Below are 16,583 nucleotides of genomic sequence, written 5' to 3'. Positions count from 1 at the left end.
TCCCTCAAATGGTGGTTTTTCCCGGAGATGATCGCCAAGGCTGTAGGTACAGGATTCCTGAGATCCAGGTCAGGGCTACGGCGACCCAAAAAGTTGCGATCGCGATCTCCTGCCCCGCCGCCGCCAACGGCAAAATCAACAGCGTCACCGCCACAATTTGGACCACAGTTTTCGCCTTGCCCCACAGGTTAGCCCCCGGCACCTGCTGGGCCTGAAACGTGGGATTCACCCGCCAACCGGCAATGGTCAGTTCCCGCGCCAATAGGAGAAACACCCCCCAGCCCGGAACCCGACCCAATTCCACCAGGGCTAACAAAGGAGCCAGCACCAGCAACTTATCCACTAACGGATCTAGAAACTTGCCCAGCTCCGTCACCTGATCCAATCGTCGAGCCAGGTATCCATCCACCCAATCCGTGGCAGCGGCCAGCAAAAACACCCCCGCCGCCGCCCAACAGCGGCCAGGGGTCGGCATTGCCAGCAATACCAAAACAATGGGCACCCCCAGCAAGCGCGACAGAGTCACCCAAGTCGGCAGGTTCACGGTCTAAATCACCATGCCATCTGGAATCAACGCATTCTTCAGCACCACGACGATGCCGCTGCGAATGTAGAAACCTAGATCCTCCCGCTCTGCCTCTTCCACATTCTCCTTATTCACAATCTGCACATTGCGGCCAATGCGAGCATTCTTGTCAATAATGGCCTTGCGGACGATGCTGCCTTCCCCGATGCCAATGGGGATCTTGCCTCGGGTCAGATGACGGCTGCTTTCCGACAGGGGCTCGTAGTAGTCGGCTCCCATCAGCAAGGAATGCTCAATCACACAATCTTCATGGATGCGTTGTCGCAGTCCCACCACAGAATGGCTCACTCGACAGTTTTTGAGAATGCACCCTTCCCCAATAATGGACTGGGTCACGTGACAATCCATTAGCTTGCTCGGGGGCAGATAGCGCGATCTCGTATAGATCGGCGCGTCCTCATGGTAGAAACTGAAGGAGGGCTGGGGCTGGAGAGTCAGGGCCAAATTCGCGTTATAGAACGCTTCAATCGTCCCAATGTCCTCCCAATAGCCATCAAATAAATAGGCTTGGACGTTGTAGTCCTTCGCAGAGGCCGGAATAATCTCCTTGCCAAAATCCGTCTGATCTAGGTGTCGCCGCAGCAGGTCAATCAAAACCTGCTTTTTGAACACATAGATCCCCATAGAAGCAATGTAGGGCTTAGCCTGCGCCTGCTCTGGGGTCAATCCTAGAGTGGTGGTATCTACCTGCATTTGCTTCAGGGCATCCCCCTTCGGCTTTTCGTAAAAGTCCACCACCCGACCGCCGTTGTCGATCTTCATCAGACCAAAACTAGAGGCGGTTTTCTCCTCCATCGGCACCACCGAGAGGGTAATGTCGGCGTTAGTGCTGCGGTGGCGCTCTACAAACAGACTGTAATCCATGCGATAGAGATGATCCCCTGACAAGATCAGGAACTCATCGACATCCCATGACTCAAAAATCCATAGATACTTACGCACCGCATCGGCGGTCCCCTGAAACCAGCTAGGACTCTCAGGAGTCTGCTGGGCCGCCAAGACTTCAGCAAACCCTTCACTGAACTGGGAAAACATGTAGGCACGGGAAATGTGCCGATTAAGGGAAGCAGAATTGAATTGGGTTAGAACGTAAATCTTATAAATTTCTGAGTTGATGCAATTGCTAACAGGAATATCAATGAGGCGATACTTTCCTGCTAAGGAGACCGCAGGCTTGGCCCGAAACTTGGTCAACGGGTACAGACGTGTGCCTGCGCCTCCCCCCAAAATAATGGCTAAAACTCGTTTCACCAGGAACCTCTCAAACTGCCTGTAAATTCCCTCGATTGTCCATCTTCAGTGTGGGACTGTGGGTTCCCCTTGGCAAGGGGGGATCAGGAATTCATGAAAAAGATGTGTTCCACACTACGGCCCCAATCATCGGAACGTCAGCGGAGGCGATCCCCTAAGCGGCTGATCCCCGGCAATCGGGGCGTATTTCCCTGGAGCAACCGCACCATCAACCACAGGCTGGCGACAAAATATCCAGTAGTGGTCAACAGCCCCGTAATCAATAGGCGGGTGGCAGCCACATCTGACAGTGTCGCCCCCGCCCCCGTTAAGACATAGGTACTCAGCCAAGCCAGGGCTAACACCACAGCAGTACGGCTAACCTGCCGCTCGCGACGGCTCCCTTGGCGAAAGTACAGGCTCCACAGCGACGGGAAGAACCCGAAGATCGGCACCAAGTAAATGACAAGCTTTAGGGTTTCCAGGGTGGACTCGGGATCGGACTTAGGGGAGGGCATGGGGTGGGGGGGTGATGGGGTGATGGGGTATTGGGGTGATGGGGTAAATCCCGTAGGGGCGGGTTTAGCTCGTGTCTACTGGGAAATCCCAAATGGGAGGCTCAAAACCCGCCCTGCCCAGTGCCGGGTAATCCAGGATTGAAGTAAATTCCGTTGGGCAATCCTTGGGAAATCCAGAATGGGAACCTCAAAACCCGCCCTACCCAGTTTGCGGGTGACCGATATTGATCTAGATCCGTAGGAGCAATCCCTTGTGGTTGCCCTTGTTGACGGGTGACCGGTAGTGGGGTGTGAGGGTATTGGGGTAGGGGCATGGTTTCCGTGCCCAATGCAGGATACCCGCCGCAGGGGTGCGGTTTCCGAGCCTAGTGCAGGATGTCACCATTTGTAGGGGCGTGGGGCTTTGCGCCCAATGCAGGAGGAGACCTAAGGCATTTCTCGGACAGCTCCCACCTACCCATTAAATTCAACATCTAAATGCAGCAAGACGCAGTACTAGGAACACAGGACTGTAACGTAGACAGGGCAAGGCGAGCAACGCTCGATAACGCTGTTCTGCGCGTAAAAAAATGTAATAGAAACCCTCATCAAAAGGGTCTACTCTGACAAAAGTGGCATCAAGTCCTTAGTTGAACGTTGGCAATCGCTTGTCGGCAGCTTTTGAAATGGATTTTTTTTAGTATGAGCAGCAATTTAGCAACAAAACTTCGGGAAGGGACGAAAAAAGCCCATACCATGGCGGAGAACGTCGGGTTTGTGCGGTGCTTTCTGCGGGGGGTTGTCGAGAAAAACTCCTACCGGAAGCTGGTAGCTAATTTCTACTTCGTTTACTCTGCGATGGAAGAAGAGCTAGAGCGCCACAAGGATCATCCCGTGGTGTCGAAGGTTTACTTCCCTGAGCTTCACCGCAAGCACACACTAGAGCAGGACTTGGCTTACTACTACGGTTCCGGTTGGCGAGACCAAGTGACTCCCTCGGTGGCGGGAAAACAATACGTGGATCGCATCCATGAGATTGCCAACACCCAGCCAGAACTGCTCGTTGGCCATTCCTACACCCGCTACCTTGGAGATTTATCCGGTGGTCAGATCCTCAAGGGCATTGCCCAGCGAGCCATGAACTTGCTAGAGGGTGAAGGTACGGCCTTCTATGAATTTGACACCATCTCTGATGAAAAGGCGTTCAAGGCGACCTATCGTCAGTCTTTAGATGAAATTGACCTGGATGAAGCCCAAGCTGATGCCATCGTCACTGAAGCCAACGATGCCTTTGGCCTCAATATGAAGTTGTTCCAGGAGCTAGAGGGCAACCTGATCAAGGCGATTGGGCAAATGCTCTTCAACAGCTTGACCAGCCGTCGCCGTCGCGGTAGTACGGAACTAGCGACAGCGGATTAATCCTGAGCTCAACTTTATCCAGTTGAGCCCAGCAGAAAGTCAGAAGGCTACTCGGATGAGAATCTGAGTAGCCTTTTGTTAGATCACCGCAGCCTCTAGGCCCGTAATCTGCCCCGTGGTGGCGTCGATTTCCACCTCCGTACCCAGAGGAAGGGTCAAGATGGGCTCCAAATGACCGAGGGCGGCATTGGACCAGGCCGGAATTCCTAGAGGGCGAATGTGATCCGCCAGTACCTCCTCCAGGGTGAGTCCTCCGTAGCCCCCAGAAGGACCACAGTTGACACATTGGCCAAAGATGAATCCAGCTAGCCCCTCTAATGCCCCCGCCAACTTCATCTGGGTCAACATGCGATCCACCCGATAGACCGCCTCGCCGATATCCTCCAAAAATAGAATGGCTCCCGTCAGGTCCGGGAGGTAGGGGGAGCCCACAATGCCTGAAATCACTGATAGATTGCCGCCGTAGAACCGCCCCCGCGCCCGTCCCGGTGTGATGGTGTTGATACGAAAGCGGGTCTGCATCAGGCGGTCGGCATCCTCTGCTGCGACGGGATTCGCAAAACTAAATCGCTGCCCTTCAAAGAGAATCTGGCGAAAGGGATCGGTCTGGTTAGGCCGCCAAGCCGTGAAGCCATTGGGACCATGGAAGGTGACGAGTCCCGTCTGGGCTGTAATGCCCAATAGCAGCGCTGTGAGGTCGCTGAATCCGGTGACAATTTTGGGATGATTGCGAATTAGGTCGTAGTCCAGGTAGGGCAGAATCCGAGCACTGCCCCAGTCTCCCCGCAACGGCAACAGGGCGGCAATGCGTTCATCTGCAAAGAGAGCATTCACATCGTCGGCGCGGGTTTCGTCCTGCCCTGCGAGATAGCCGTAGCGCTCCAACACATGGGGGGATGGATAGGGCATCAAACCCAGCCCCCGCACGGCATCCATGACAATATCTAGATCTTCGGGCCGATAGGTGGCCCCTGCTGGACTGAAAATACCAATCCCATCCCCCGGTTTTAGCCGTGGTGGCTTGATGATAGTGGTGGCGGCGGTGGCACGGCTGGGGAGAGAGAGGGCGGTTAGGGCCGACAGGGCTCCAAGACTCTGCAAGAGTTGGCGGCGGCTGGGGAAGGTCATGGTGACAGCGTCATGGTAGGAGATTATTCCGCAGGGATATCGGGGGAAAGGCCAGGGAGTCCCTCGGGGTCACCGACCCCGAGTTCCCGCAGGACTGGGGGAGCGACTGGGCGATCGCGGAGGAAAATTGCGTCTAAGGCTCCTTGTAGATTTTGGGCCATGGCGATGCGGTTGCGGTAAACCAGCACGACTCGGGCCAAACTAGGCAAACTGGTTTGCTCCGCTTCTAGGTAGATGGGCTCTACATAGAGTAGCGATCGCTCGATGGGGATTACCAGCAGATTCCCTTGGATAGAGCGAGACCCCTGGGTGTCCCAGAGGGAGATGCGCTGGGAAATTTCTGGATCCTGGTTGATGCGGGCCTCGATTTGCTCTGGGCCAAAGACCAACTCTTCCTTGGGAAAGCGGTAGAGCAACATGCTGCCGTAGCGATCGCCGTCGGAGCGGGCGGCTAGCCAAGCCACTAGGTTATTCCGCTGGGCTGGGGTGAAGGGACGTAGCAGAATGAACTCTTCTTCTTCCTCCTCGGGCAATTTCATGATCAGGTAGTAGGGCTCGACCCGGCGGGCTTCACTGGCGTAGATCTCATTGGGTTCCCGCCACTGATCTTCCCGGTTGTAAAACACTTGGGGATCGGTCATGTGGTAGGTCATGAGTTGGTGCGACTGCACCTCGTAGAGATCTTGGGGATAGCGGATGTGCTCCCTCAGGGCGGGGGGCATGGTGTTGAGGGGATAAAACATTCCCGGTAGCAGACGGCTCCAGGTTTGAATCACCGGATCGTCGGGGTCAGCAATGTAGAACCGGACTGTGCCGTGGTAGGCGTCGATGACGACCTTGACGGAGTTGCGAATGTAGTTAAAGTCGTTGCCTAGGGAGTCGGAATAGGGATAGCGATCGCTAGTGGTGTAGGCGTCCAGCATCCAGTACAGATGGTTGGGGTCGCTGTCGGCGTCGGTGTCGGCATTGGCCTGGTTGATGGGGCGATCTCGATTCCAGGTGGCGGTATCTTCCTGGATGTCTGTGACCACCAGATAGGGGTTTTGGTCAAAGCGGAGAAAAGGTGCGATCGCGCGCACTCGGTCCATAATGGGACGACGAAATAAGAGCCGGGTTTGGGGGGTAAAGTCATCGGTGACCACCATGCGCCAGTCCTGGAGATGCCATGCAAACAGCAGCCGTCGCCAGAGGGTATTGAGGGCAATGCCGCTGCGCCCCGTGTAGGTGGTGTAGACGTTTTCGCTGCCACTGGGGTAGTCCAGTTCCCGCACTCGGGTCTGGATCATGATGTGATTTTTGGTCAATTCTCCAAAGTAGAGGCGAGGGCTACCGAGGGGAATGCTGCGGCGCACCGCGTCAGCCTCTGGGCCGGTGGGGGTGTGGGCAATGTCTTTAATGAAATAGGTCGGCAGGCCGTCGTCATCGGCAATATTGACCGGGCTCATGGTGAAGCCGTAGCCGTGGGTGTAGACCAGGTGCTCATTCACCCAGGTTTGGGCCTCCACCGGTACCCGCTCATAGTTCAGTTCCCGCGCTGCAATGAGAACCTGCCGCCGGGTCACCGTTCCGTCTTCCTCCAGCAGACTGTAGCGATCCACATCCGCATCGGCAAACTCGTAGTAGAGGCGGATTTGCTGGAGTTGGCGATTACTTTCCAACAGAGGGCGAGTGTCCCATAGGCGAATGTTATCGATGGTGAGGCGATTGCGCTGCAAGTCGTCCACCGTTAATTCCCCCTCTGGAACAAAGGGTTGGACATCAATGGTGTTGAGTTCAAAGGCTTCTCGGGTTTGGGCGATGGCCCGTTCTAGGTAGGGGGTTTCTCGCTGGAGTTCGTTGGGCTGGACCCCAAGCCCCTGGACAAGGGGCGGCACCACGAGCGTTCCAACTAGGGCCAGGAGACCATAGAGGGCAATGCCCCAGATGAGGGGGCGGGCGGAGAGGGGGCGATAGGGGAGGGGCGGCGGTTGTGCATAGCGGCGGCTACCGATGGCCTGGAGCCAGTCCAGCAGACTACGGGGGTTCACGGCCCAAAACAACGTGCGCCACAGCAACCCCAGCCCTAGCAGCAGTGCCATGAGACTGAGCAGGGCATAGACGGGCAGGCTGACATGGACATCGGTGTAGCTGGCTCCGTACACCACGCCGCGTTGGGAATAGAGGGTTTGATAACGGCCTAGCCAATGGTTAAAACTGGTGCCCAGGAGTAATAGACCGCCCAAGCCGTAAAGGTGGCGTTGTTGGGTGGGGGTAAATCCGAGGAAGCGGCCTTGGCTGAGGCTATTGCCGGACAGCAAGTACACCAGAGTGACGCTGACCAGGGCGAAAAAGATGAGGCTAATGCCCCAAAACTGGAGTACCTCTAGGCAGGGTAGCTGGAAGACATAGAAGCCAATGTCTCGACCAAATAGGGGATCGAGTCGCTGGAAGGATACCGGGTTGAGGGCGGGCAGTACTTTGGTCCATTGCTCTGCCATGATGCCCCCGAGGCCAGCACTGGTGAAGAGGGCTGCCACGATCAGGCTGAAGCGGGGGAGCAATAATAGTGCGATCGCACCTACAGCCAGAGCGAATAGTTGCCACGGCTGGGCCAGGAGTTGCTGGGCTAGGGCTTGAATGGCGGCGGGTTTGGCCCACAGGGGCAGGGGGGGAGTCGGGTTGTAGACCGAGGCAGTTAAAGACCAGTAGCTGACAAAGACCTGCCCTAGGTACAGCAGTTGCAAGCTGATCAACAGGGACAGAGTTAAGGCCAGCCCGAGTAAGGATCCCAATCCCAAGCCGACTCGTTTCAAGGGACGCGGGGCGGAGCCAGAGGGGGTGGAAAAGTGCGATCGCGATGATGGGGAGGCCGACAGGTCTGACGCGATCACCGGAGGTAGACGATAGGCCAGGGCTAGATTTCCCCCCAGCAGTACCAGACTCAGCCCCGATCCCAGCAGGGCCAGAATGATCTGGGAGCCCATGCGGAGACGAAAGGCATCAGAATGGCCCACATCCAGAAACCAGAGCCATTCCGCCCCAAAGTAAGCCCCCACCGGGAGCCCAAGGCCCAGGGCCAACAGTCCAATTACCCAGGGCCAGCCGCCCCAATGTCGCAGTTGCTTCTCCAGCATGACTGCATTCTAGGGGCTGTAGACAATCAAAGCCAGATTCCTTGTTCCGGGGCGGTTACAGCCCCTAGCTTGATTCAGTAGGGCGGGCGTGTTCATGCCTACCCCGCAAGGGTTTCCTCTTAATTGTCCACACGCCCTAGGGGCTGTTGACAATCAAAGCCAGATTCCTTGTTATGGGGCGGTTACAGCCCCTAGCTTGATTCAGTAAGGCGGGCGTGGTCATGCCTACCCCGCAAGGGTTTCCTCGTAAATTGGCCACATGCCCTAGTTGACCCAATTCGGCTAGCAAGTCTTATTGGCAAAATCACACTGGTAGATGAAGGGTTCCTGCCAAGATAGGGGAATTTCTAGAAGATCCCGCGTGCCAGTCATGCCCTGACCGACAAAGATCAACAGTGCCAGGATATTCAGCCCGATATGGATCCGTCGCCAGGTCAGGGATCGATAGATCTCCGGCAAAATCGCCACCGACACCACCATCAGCAGCGCCGCCACAACACCATAGTAGTAGTGGGACACGAACCACTCATTTCCCCGGCGAAACACGCCGTCCTGACAGCCCAGAATGATCACCCCCATGCTGGTCAGCGTGGCAAAAATAGCTCGCCAATGGGGTGCCCGCGCCCGATACAGCAACACCAGCGCCGCAATGGTGAGGCTAAACATCAGCCCGATGAACACGACCTGAAAGGGAGCCGTCCCCCAAACGTCGTTCCGCACTAGGTGTTTGACAATGGGATGGGCCAACCCCAACAGGGCTACCCCGATTACCGAAGTGGCCAACCAGCGGCCAATTTTGACGTGCTCTTGACCCGCCACAGGGGGAATTTTAGACTTTTCCTTGGCAGCGACTGCCAGCCGTCGTTGCCGCGTTTGCCATGCGTAGTAGGTGGTAATGCCTACTAAGGGAAATACCCACACCACCGCGATCGCGGGGTGAACCAGTCTCAGTACATCAATAGTGTCCATGGTGCCTTAGGTCCATAGTGGATATTCAAGCGGGTGGTTTCCACAATCCCCTACCCCTTAACTTTTCACTGTCTTAATTTAGGGGCTTGCTGCCACGATCGTCTGAAATATCCCTGAGAATTAGCATGAATTTCCCTCCAGCGGTCTAAGGGGCTGTTTGAGACGTATCCAATGTCATGCTTGTCGCGAAGCGACTTCTAAGAAACTTCCCTCCGTGCCCTGAGTTCGACAAGGAGTAGGGGGCTAAAAAACGTCAATGCGGTATCAGCGCTGTCACCCCGCCGGGAATTCAAAATTCCCGGCTAACAGGCTTAAGTCCATTAAAAATGGACTGGGAGCTGGGCTGGGGATAGGGGGGCGAGTCCGTTTTAACGGACTTCTGCTATGAGCCAGGGCAATTTATTCCCTGGCGGATGGGCAGCGAAGCATAAGTCGAACTCAGATCTCCGTGAGCCAGACCAGGATCCCTCCCTGCGCTCGGAATGACAGCCCTTGGTCCCTCCTTAAAAATTAGGAGGAGGTGTGAATGGTTACGAAACCGGGATTCTGAGTGACCGTTAGAAGGTCGTTTGAATCAACTTCATCAGGTCATCGGTGGAGATCTTGCCGCTTACGTCAGTGCCCTCTAGGAGACTATCGGCCAGATCGCGCTTTTGTTGGTGCAGAGAGACGATTTGCTCCTCAATGGTGCCCTGGGCCACCAGTCGGTAGATGGTGACGGGGCGCTGCTGGCCGATGCGGTGAGCGCGATCGGAGGCTTGGTCTTCCACCGCTGGGTTCCACCAGGGATCCATGTGGATGACATAATCCGCCGCCGTCAGGTTTAACCCTGTGCCCCCCGCCTTGAGGCTGATCAAAAACACATCCCCCTGCCCCGCCTGAAACGCATCCACCCGTTCTTTCCGGTGTTTGACCGGGGTGCTGCCATCCAGATATTGGTAGGTGATATTTTGCCGATCCAAATACTCCCGAATCAGGCTGAGGTGATCCACAAACTGGCTAAAGATCAACGCCTTGTGGCGATTGTCTAGGAGATCGGTTAGAACCTCCCCCAACACCTCTAGCTTGGCGCTAGGCATGGCCACATCCGCCATGACCAACCGAGGATTACAGCAAGCCCGCCGCAGGCGCATGATTTCTGCCAGCACTTGGAGATGCTTGGCCCCAGCCTCTAGATTACTCTCCGTCAGCTTGGTCAGGGCTTCCCGCCGTAGGGCTTCGTAGAGGGCTTTTTCTTCGCTGCTGAGTTCTACTTGTAGGGTCACTTCTGTGCGGGAGGGTAGTTCTGCCAGCACCTGGCTCTTGTTGCGCCGCAGGATAAAGGGCTGAATCAGCTTTTTCAGCTTTTGGCGGGCGACTTTGTCTTGGTGTCGTTCGATAGGGGTGGCGAACTGCTCATTAAAGCGGTCGGCGGAACCCAGGAGGCCGGGGTTGATGAACCGAAACAGATTCCACAGTTCCCCTAGGTGATTTTCAATCGGGGTGCCGGTGGTGAGCAATTTGAAGCCCCCCTGGAGCTTCATTGCCCCTTGGGAGCGTTTGGTGGCACTGTTTTTGATGGCCTGGGCTTCATCCAGAACGATGGTTTGCCAGTCCACCTCTGCCAGTAGGTCGGCGACATCCTCCTGTTGTAGGAGGCCATAGCTACACACCAACAGGTCAAAGGGCTGGAGCTGATCTACTTGGGCGGCGCGATCGCTGCTGCCCAGGGTAAGGCAGTTGAGGGTGGGGGCAAACTTGGTGGCTTCGCTGAGCCAGTTAGTGGCGACGGAGGTGGGGGCTACCACTAGAGTGGGGCCTTGGGGGGCGCGGGTCAAAATCAAGGCTAGGGCTTGTAGGGTTTTGCCTAGGCCCATATCGTCGGCTAAGCAAGCCCCGACCCCCCAGTGGGCCAAGCGGGCTAACCAGTTGAACCCTTCAATTTGGTAATCCCGCAGTTCTGCTTGCAGGGTGGAGGGCACCTCTGGTTGTAGGGTGGCCATGGATTTCATCCGCTTCAGGTGGGCTTTCCAGGCTTTGTCGGCCTTGAGGTCTCCCACATCGTCCATCAGATCTTCTAAGGCTGGAGCCACCAAGGGATGGAAGCGGACGCCATCTCCGTGGTGTTCAGAAAAAGCCCGCAGTTCATCTAGCCGTTTGCGGAAGGTTTCCGTCAGCTCTAGGAACTGACCATCCCCGAGGGGAATAAAGCGACTGGGGGTTTCCGACAGCAGCCGCATTAATTGCTGCATGTCCATGATTTGGTCTTCACTCAGTTGCAGGCTGCCACTGGCGGCAAACCAATCCCGTTGCCGCTCGATGCGGAGGCTGAACTGCTTGGTGTCGGCGGAGTGGCGTAGACGTAGGGTTTCCCCTTCGGGCCAAGCAATAATCACCTGATCTCCCAGGGCTTGCAGGCTAGCCAACAGTTCCAGGCAGTCTTCTAAATCATCGATGACCCATTCGCCATGGCTCTCAGGGTAGCGCTGGAGTGAGGGTAGGGCATTGACCACTGCTGCCATGTACTCTTTTTCTGCGGTCAAGTCTCGCTGGGTTTGTTGCCGGGTGCCGTTGATTTCTGCTAAGACCGTTGCGCCACCACTGCCCGGTGGGTAGTATGGCCCCGAGTCGCCAAAGGGGCGCACTAGGGTTGCCACCTTGAGGCCAGCGCCAGCGGGAAACAGATGGAGGTGGGTTTGGGCATGGGCAGGAACGGTTTCGGCATCGGCGGCTTCACCACCAATGTCGGAGTGGACGGTGACAATGCCAGACACGGCGCTGATGGCGGTAAGAACCCGTTCCTTGGCATTCATGGGAACTTCTAGGCAGTTGTCTGGCCCGAGGATGCTGGCAATGTGGTGGTGGCGATCGCTGAGTTCTATCACCTTGAGGCGGGTGGGGGTTTCTTGGATTACCATGACCTCGTTGTCGGTGCTTAGGGGTGGGGAGAGTTGTAAACGCAGGCGATCGCCTGGTTGCTCTTGCACCAGCAATTCTGGCTCGCCACTGACTATCTCAATACGGGTCAGGGTGTCGTCATTCCAAAATACGAGGGGGTGCCCCACAAGGGCGGTGATGGCTGAGGCTGAAAGTTCGTAGTAGTAACTGCGATAGCCCCGGCGGCCATAGGAATATTCGGTCTCGTTGTAGATGTGGCTACAAACTTGGTGGTCTTGGGGGGTCAGGTAGCTGAGGGAATCGTCTCGCTCGGCGAGGCGCTTGAGGGCAATGCTCCGACCTTTACTCCAGTTGCCCTTGACCGACAATTTCTGTTCTTTGGGTTCAATGCTCCAAGATTGGGAGTTACGGTAGGTGACTAGCCACACGAGGCGATATTCGGCAATGGCGCTGCTGGTGTTGGTGCGGGCAATGTCCTTGAGATTGGCTAGGGCTTGGAGAGATAGCTCCCAGGGTTCATATTCTGCGATCGCATCCACCAAGGGGGTACCGCCATGCTCTTGCCACCACCCCTGGGAGTCAAAGTTCTGGGGGGCTCTATTACACCGGTGCAATAGAGCCTCTGCTTCGGCAGCCATCCAGTGCAGTCCTGCGGCTCGACTCTCGGCCACCAACTCTTGGAGTTTTGTAGTCAGGCTCGCTCGTTTCTTTTTGGGCAAGGTCCAATACTGGCAGAGTCCGGCTATAAGCCGATTCATACTGGGCAGATAGGGCGACCCACCCCTAGAACTCGGAATCAAAATCGGGTTTACGTCTAGGGACGCTGTGGGGGAAATTAATCCCTGCTGCCGTTGCACCATGTGAGATAGGTAGATATAGCTGGTGCTGAAGGGATTTAAAGGGAGCTTATTGACCGTCTCCATTAAGGTGGCAGCCAAAGCCAAATCCTGGCTGGTGTTTGCCTTCAGCAAAGCCACCAAATACAAAATAGCCGCAGGACTGGATAACCAAGCCTGCTTACTAGCCGTGGTTTTTTTGGCGATTTTATAGCCAGCAGCATACTGCTCCAAAGCTTGGGAAAGATTACCTTGAAGTAAGGCCAGCATCCCCTGAACTGCTAGACCAAAAGCAGACTCCTCTTTACTTAGAGCGGGCACAACTTTGGCTAGTATTTGCGATGCCTTGTTCCAGTTTCCTTGCCAAATTAACCCTTCAGCATAGAGCACTCCAGCACCCTGGTTGCAAAAAACAGGGGAGTCTTTTTCCCAGAGGGTATTGGCCTCTTGGATAATGTCATCAATAGGCTGGATTGCCATGAGGTTGAGGCGAATCACCAAGCGAATGCTTTCAACGATGATGGAGGTTGGTAGGGCTTGAAACCAAGCGCTATCAAAGGGGTTGCTAATGACTTGAGCCCAAAGCTCGGGGAAAGTGACCCCATAGACCCCAGAGGAAGCCGATGCGGTTGCCTGAATAATATTTTTTAAATTTTGAGCTTGATTATCATACAGAAAAATTCGGGCTATCCGCATTGCTTGATCACGACTGCGAAAAAAGTAGTGATCAAAATTCTTCTTGGGAAGATTAATGAAGTGATCGGTTGCCTTCAATAGATGATTAAAGATCTCTAATTGCACCGTGTCACGAGTGGCGATCTCGGCGATTAAAGGACTACATTGAATATGGTGCCTGCCAATTTTTTTGATCAGCTTTTTGCCAATGAGTTGGTCAACTAGCGATCGCAGTTTAGCCAAGATGATGGGGTTGCCTTCATCGTCATCCAGAATCGGGCTGGTGACAAACTCGAGGACAAATCCCTTGGCTGGGGCAGGCTCATAGAGCACCGACAATATCTGCAACACCCCTTGGGCCTGCCGGGGTAAATTTCGGTAAACCCGAATTGCCTGTTTTTGCTGTTGGGAGATACCGGTACTGGCAGCAGTCATAGCTTGGAGGAGGATCAGAGATGGTCAAGAAAGGAGGTAGGTCAGCCTTGAGACAGAGGGTTGTACGGGCCTGGGTGCCCACACCAGTTCCTATCTATGCCATCAACCAGGAAAATATCAAGGCCACGTTCTCTTCATGCCTTTCACCTGATGATTGCATACCTGAGTCATTGGGGCATTATCTCCCCATCCAGGCTAAATGAGGAAATATTCTCATGCTGGCTCATGACTCAGAGCGAAGAACTGCGAAAAGGCTTGTTGTCTAGCCCAGGGGATGATGCTCCAGTCAATACTTTTTAGACGGAATGGGCTGAAATCCGTCCATCTCCGTCATTTGCTAGAGTGACAAGGCAATTCCCGTTCCCGGCCTATCGCCATGACTCGCATCAAAAAACGTCCGTTTTTCCTGGCCCTGGGTACGGTTCTCCTGTTTATGGCGGGGGGTGCGATCGCATATTGGGTCGTCCATCGTCGCACCGGAGGCGGGCCAGGGGTGCCAGCGGGAGCGCGGGCCATCCCCGATAGCGCCCTCATCACCCTCAGCCTCTCGACCGATCCCGAACAGTGGCAGCGACTGCGGGAGTTTGGCACCCCAGAGACCCAGGCCAATTTTGATCAGCAACTGGCCCGCTGGTCCGATCGCTGGTTACATCAATATGATCTTTCCTTTGCCACCCACCTCCAGCCGTGGGTGGGTTCAGAAGTGTCCTTGGCTTGGTTGCCCCCCGCCGTCGAGGGGGAGACGAACTCCGGGGGAGAAGCCGAAGCGGAGGCCGGGGTTAACGAGAATGCCGAGGAAAACAATTCTGCCCCAATTCCCAGGGATCCGTTTTCTGATGATCCCTTTTCTGGAGACCAGGCTCGCCTCATGGTGCTGCCCATTGCCGATGCTGAGGCAGCCCAGGATCTCGCCGCCACCTTACCCCTCACCGCTGACCCTGAGGCTACCGTGGAGTACCGGGGTGTCACCCTCAACCGCTATGCTCCCCCGGAGGACAGCACCGCTCCCCTCCTGTGGATGGGGGTGCTGGGGACGGAGTTGGTCATCATTGCCGATGGGATCACCACCGCCGAGGCCGCCGTGGATGCTTACCGGGGGGGGGATTCCATTGTGGATTTACCGGGCTACCGGCCGGCCTTTGAGGCGGCGGCCCAGGCGCGACCCTTTGGCAAACTCTATGTGAATGTCCCCGCTGCGATTCAATCCCTGGCCGAGTCGTCCCAGCCACCCCTCTCGCCAGCGGTGCTAAATACCTTCCAGTCCAGCCAGGGGCTCGTAGCCACGGTCACCCTCGCCACACAAGGGCTCCAGATCCAGAGTAGCAGTTGGCTACCGGCCAACAGCGATCGCACTTATCCGACCCAGGTCCCCATTGCCGCCCAGGTAGCCCAATATTTGCCCCAGGATACATTGCTCATGGCCTCTGGCAGCAATTTCCAGCAATTCTGGCAGGATTTGAGCCAAGGCCAAACCTGGGGAGCCCTCACGGCTCTCAATCCCGATGCCTTGGCCCTAGCCCTCCAGGCAGGGACGGGCCTGACCATGGAGGAGGATTTGCTGCCCTGGATGGGGGGTGAATTTGCCTTGGCCCTGCTGCCCTCGGTGCCACCTATGGTGCCAGAGGCGAATGCCAGCACCGATCCTGGTGCTGATCCTGGCGCTAATCCTGAAGTAGCCCCAGAAACTGAGCCGGGGGTAACGCCCAATCCCAGGGGGGCAACCGTGCCCAACCCCAACTTAGTCCTGTTGGCCCAAGTCAGCGATCGCCCCCTGGCGGAAAAAACCTTTGCCCAGCTCAATGAGGTGGTGGAAAGCCGCTACCGTTTTCAGGTCCAGCGTCGCCAAGTCGAGGATGTAGCCCTGACGGATTGGGTTTCCCCCTTCCAGTCCGTTACCCTCACCCATGGCTGGCTCAATAACACCGTAGTTTTTCTGGCTATCGGTGAGGGAACTGCCAGTGCGATCGCGCCCCCGCCGACCCGACCTCTAAACACCCAGTCCCTATTCCAACTGGCAACGGCAGCAGCGCCCCAGCCCAATAATGGCCACTTCTACCTCAACCTAAAGGCCCTGGCCCAGAGAGATGGCAACCTATTTTTGCCCGCATTACCCCCTGAAACCCAGGGGATGCTCCAAGCTCTGGAGGGCTTAGGCGTCACCACCACCATCCTGGATGATCGCCGCCTCCGCTACGATCTCTTCGTTGCTCTCAAGCGGGGCGATCGCCCCGGCCCCCTCCCCCCCATTACCCCACCCGAAGGTGAGGCCAGTCCTGCGGAGTGAACGAACACAGGCGCAGTAATCCTGCAAGGTCTTTCTAGGGCTCGCTACCCAGCCTACGACAGCAGTGGACTCAGTGAAGGTCTCCCTAGCAAAGCCAAAGCTTGCCGTCTGGACCAGGTTCATCACCAGTGTGTTGACCCAGACGTCGAATTACCGGCAGGCAACTCGAAGCTACTCCCCTTCATAATCAACTTTGAGAATATTCCAATCTGGATTCTGTTAAAAGAAAGTTGGGGATACTGAGTTGCGATCGCCCCAACACGTCACCCCAATGCCACCCCCTGATCCACCCAACACACATATCCCCGCTCCGCCAACATCAACCACAGTGCCAGCCGCAGCCGCACCAACCGCCCCCGCCGCTTTTGGCAACAACCATCTTCCCACTCGCGACCTAACTTGCGATGGCACTCAGTCTCATCCACCGCCACCAACCAATCCACCCAGGCAATTGCATCCATAGGAACCACCTTGTAGCTGTTCATACAGGGCTATCCTAGTCAAAGACCCCGAAATTATGCGAATCAAACAGAA

The 16,583-nt window shown here is 56.0% G+C and carries 10 protein-coding genes; 2 read left to right on the top strand and 8 right to left on the bottom strand.

Annotated features, from left to right (window positions below):
• Positions 1-4 precede the first annotated feature (4 nt).
• The 3 genes from pgsA to LEP6406_RS0218640 form a co-directional block, all read right to left on the bottom strand.
• Positions 5-544 carry a CDP-diacylglycerol--glycerol-3-phosphate 3-phosphatidyltransferase gene (pgsA, locus tag LEP6406_RS0218650; protein ID WP_008311814.1) on the bottom strand — a complete coding sequence of 180 codons (540 nt, stop codon included), beginning with the start codon at positions 542-544 and terminating at the stop codon, positions 5-7.
• A gap of 3 nt (positions 545-547) precedes the next feature.
• Entirely contained in the window at positions 548-1,837 is a 1,290-nt protein-coding gene (locus LEP6406_RS0218645; RefSeq protein ID WP_008311816.1) for a glucose-1-phosphate adenylyltransferase, read from the bottom strand.
• A gap of 137 nt (positions 1,838-1,974) precedes the next feature.
• Positions 1,975-2,334, bottom strand: a complete 360-nt coding sequence (locus tag LEP6406_RS0218640; RefSeq protein ID WP_008311817.1) for a hypothetical protein — start codon at positions 2,332-2,334, stop codon at positions 1,975-1,977.
• Positions 2,335-3,015: 681 nt separating this feature from the next.
• Between LEP6406_RS0218640 and LEP6406_RS0218630 the strand changes: the two genes are divergently transcribed.
• On the top strand, positions 3,016-3,732 hold the full coding sequence (locus LEP6406_RS0218630; protein WP_008311820.1) for a biliverdin-producing heme oxygenase: 717 nt from the start codon (positions 3,016-3,018) through the stop codon (positions 3,730-3,732).
• Between the two features lie 78 nt (positions 3,733-3,810).
• Here LEP6406_RS0218630 and LEP6406_RS0218625 read toward each other — a convergent pair whose 3' ends face one another.
• The 4 genes from LEP6406_RS0218625 to LEP6406_RS0218610 form a co-directional block, all read right to left on the bottom strand.
• Positions 3,811-4,860, bottom strand: coding sequence for a S66 peptidase family protein (locus LEP6406_RS0218625; RefSeq protein ID WP_008311822.1), 1,050 nt, complete (start codon positions 4,858-4,860; stop codon positions 3,811-3,813).
• A 23-nt stretch (positions 4,861-4,883) separates the two neighbouring features.
• On the bottom strand, positions 4,884-7,973 hold the full coding sequence (locus LEP6406_RS0218620; RefSeq protein ID WP_008311824.1) for a UPF0182 family protein: 3,090 nt from the start codon (positions 7,971-7,973) through the stop codon (positions 4,884-4,886).
• 282 nt (positions 7,974-8,255) lie between these two features.
• Complete coding sequence (locus tag LEP6406_RS0218615) at positions 8,256-8,942, bottom strand: DUF4079 domain-containing protein (RefSeq protein ID WP_008311827.1); 687 nt, start codon at positions 8,940-8,942, stop codon at positions 8,256-8,258.
• Between the two features lie 557 nt (positions 8,943-9,499).
• On the bottom strand, positions 9,500-13,765 hold the full coding sequence (locus LEP6406_RS0218610; protein ID WP_008316895.1) for a DEAD/DEAH box helicase: 4,266 nt from the start codon (positions 13,763-13,765) through the stop codon (positions 9,500-9,502).
• Positions 13,766-14,141: 376 nt separating this feature from the next.
• On the opposite strand from LEP6406_RS0218610, the gene LEP6406_RS0218605 reads away from it, so the two are divergent.
• The gene (locus LEP6406_RS0218605) at positions 14,142-16,049 is read left to right on the top strand and encodes a DUF3352 domain-containing protein (protein ID WP_008316894.1); all 1,908 of its coding nucleotides are present in this window, start codon (positions 14,142-14,144) and stop codon (positions 16,047-16,049) included.
• 263 nt (positions 16,050-16,312) lie between these two features.
• Here the strand turns inward: LEP6406_RS0218605 and LEP6406_RS0218600 are convergent, their stop codons facing one another.
• Complete coding sequence (locus LEP6406_RS0218600; protein WP_008315553.1) at positions 16,313-16,534, bottom strand: hypothetical protein; 222 nt, start codon at positions 16,532-16,534, stop codon at positions 16,313-16,315.
• Positions 16,535-16,583: the final 49 nt, after the last annotated feature.

This window comes from Leptolyngbya sp. PCC 6406 (assembly GCF_000332095.2).
Taxonomy (GTDB): domain Bacteria; phylum Cyanobacteriota; class Cyanobacteriia; order Phormidesmidales; family Phormidesmidaceae; genus PCC-6406.
This window is presented reverse-complemented; position numbering and strand designations above follow the sequence as displayed.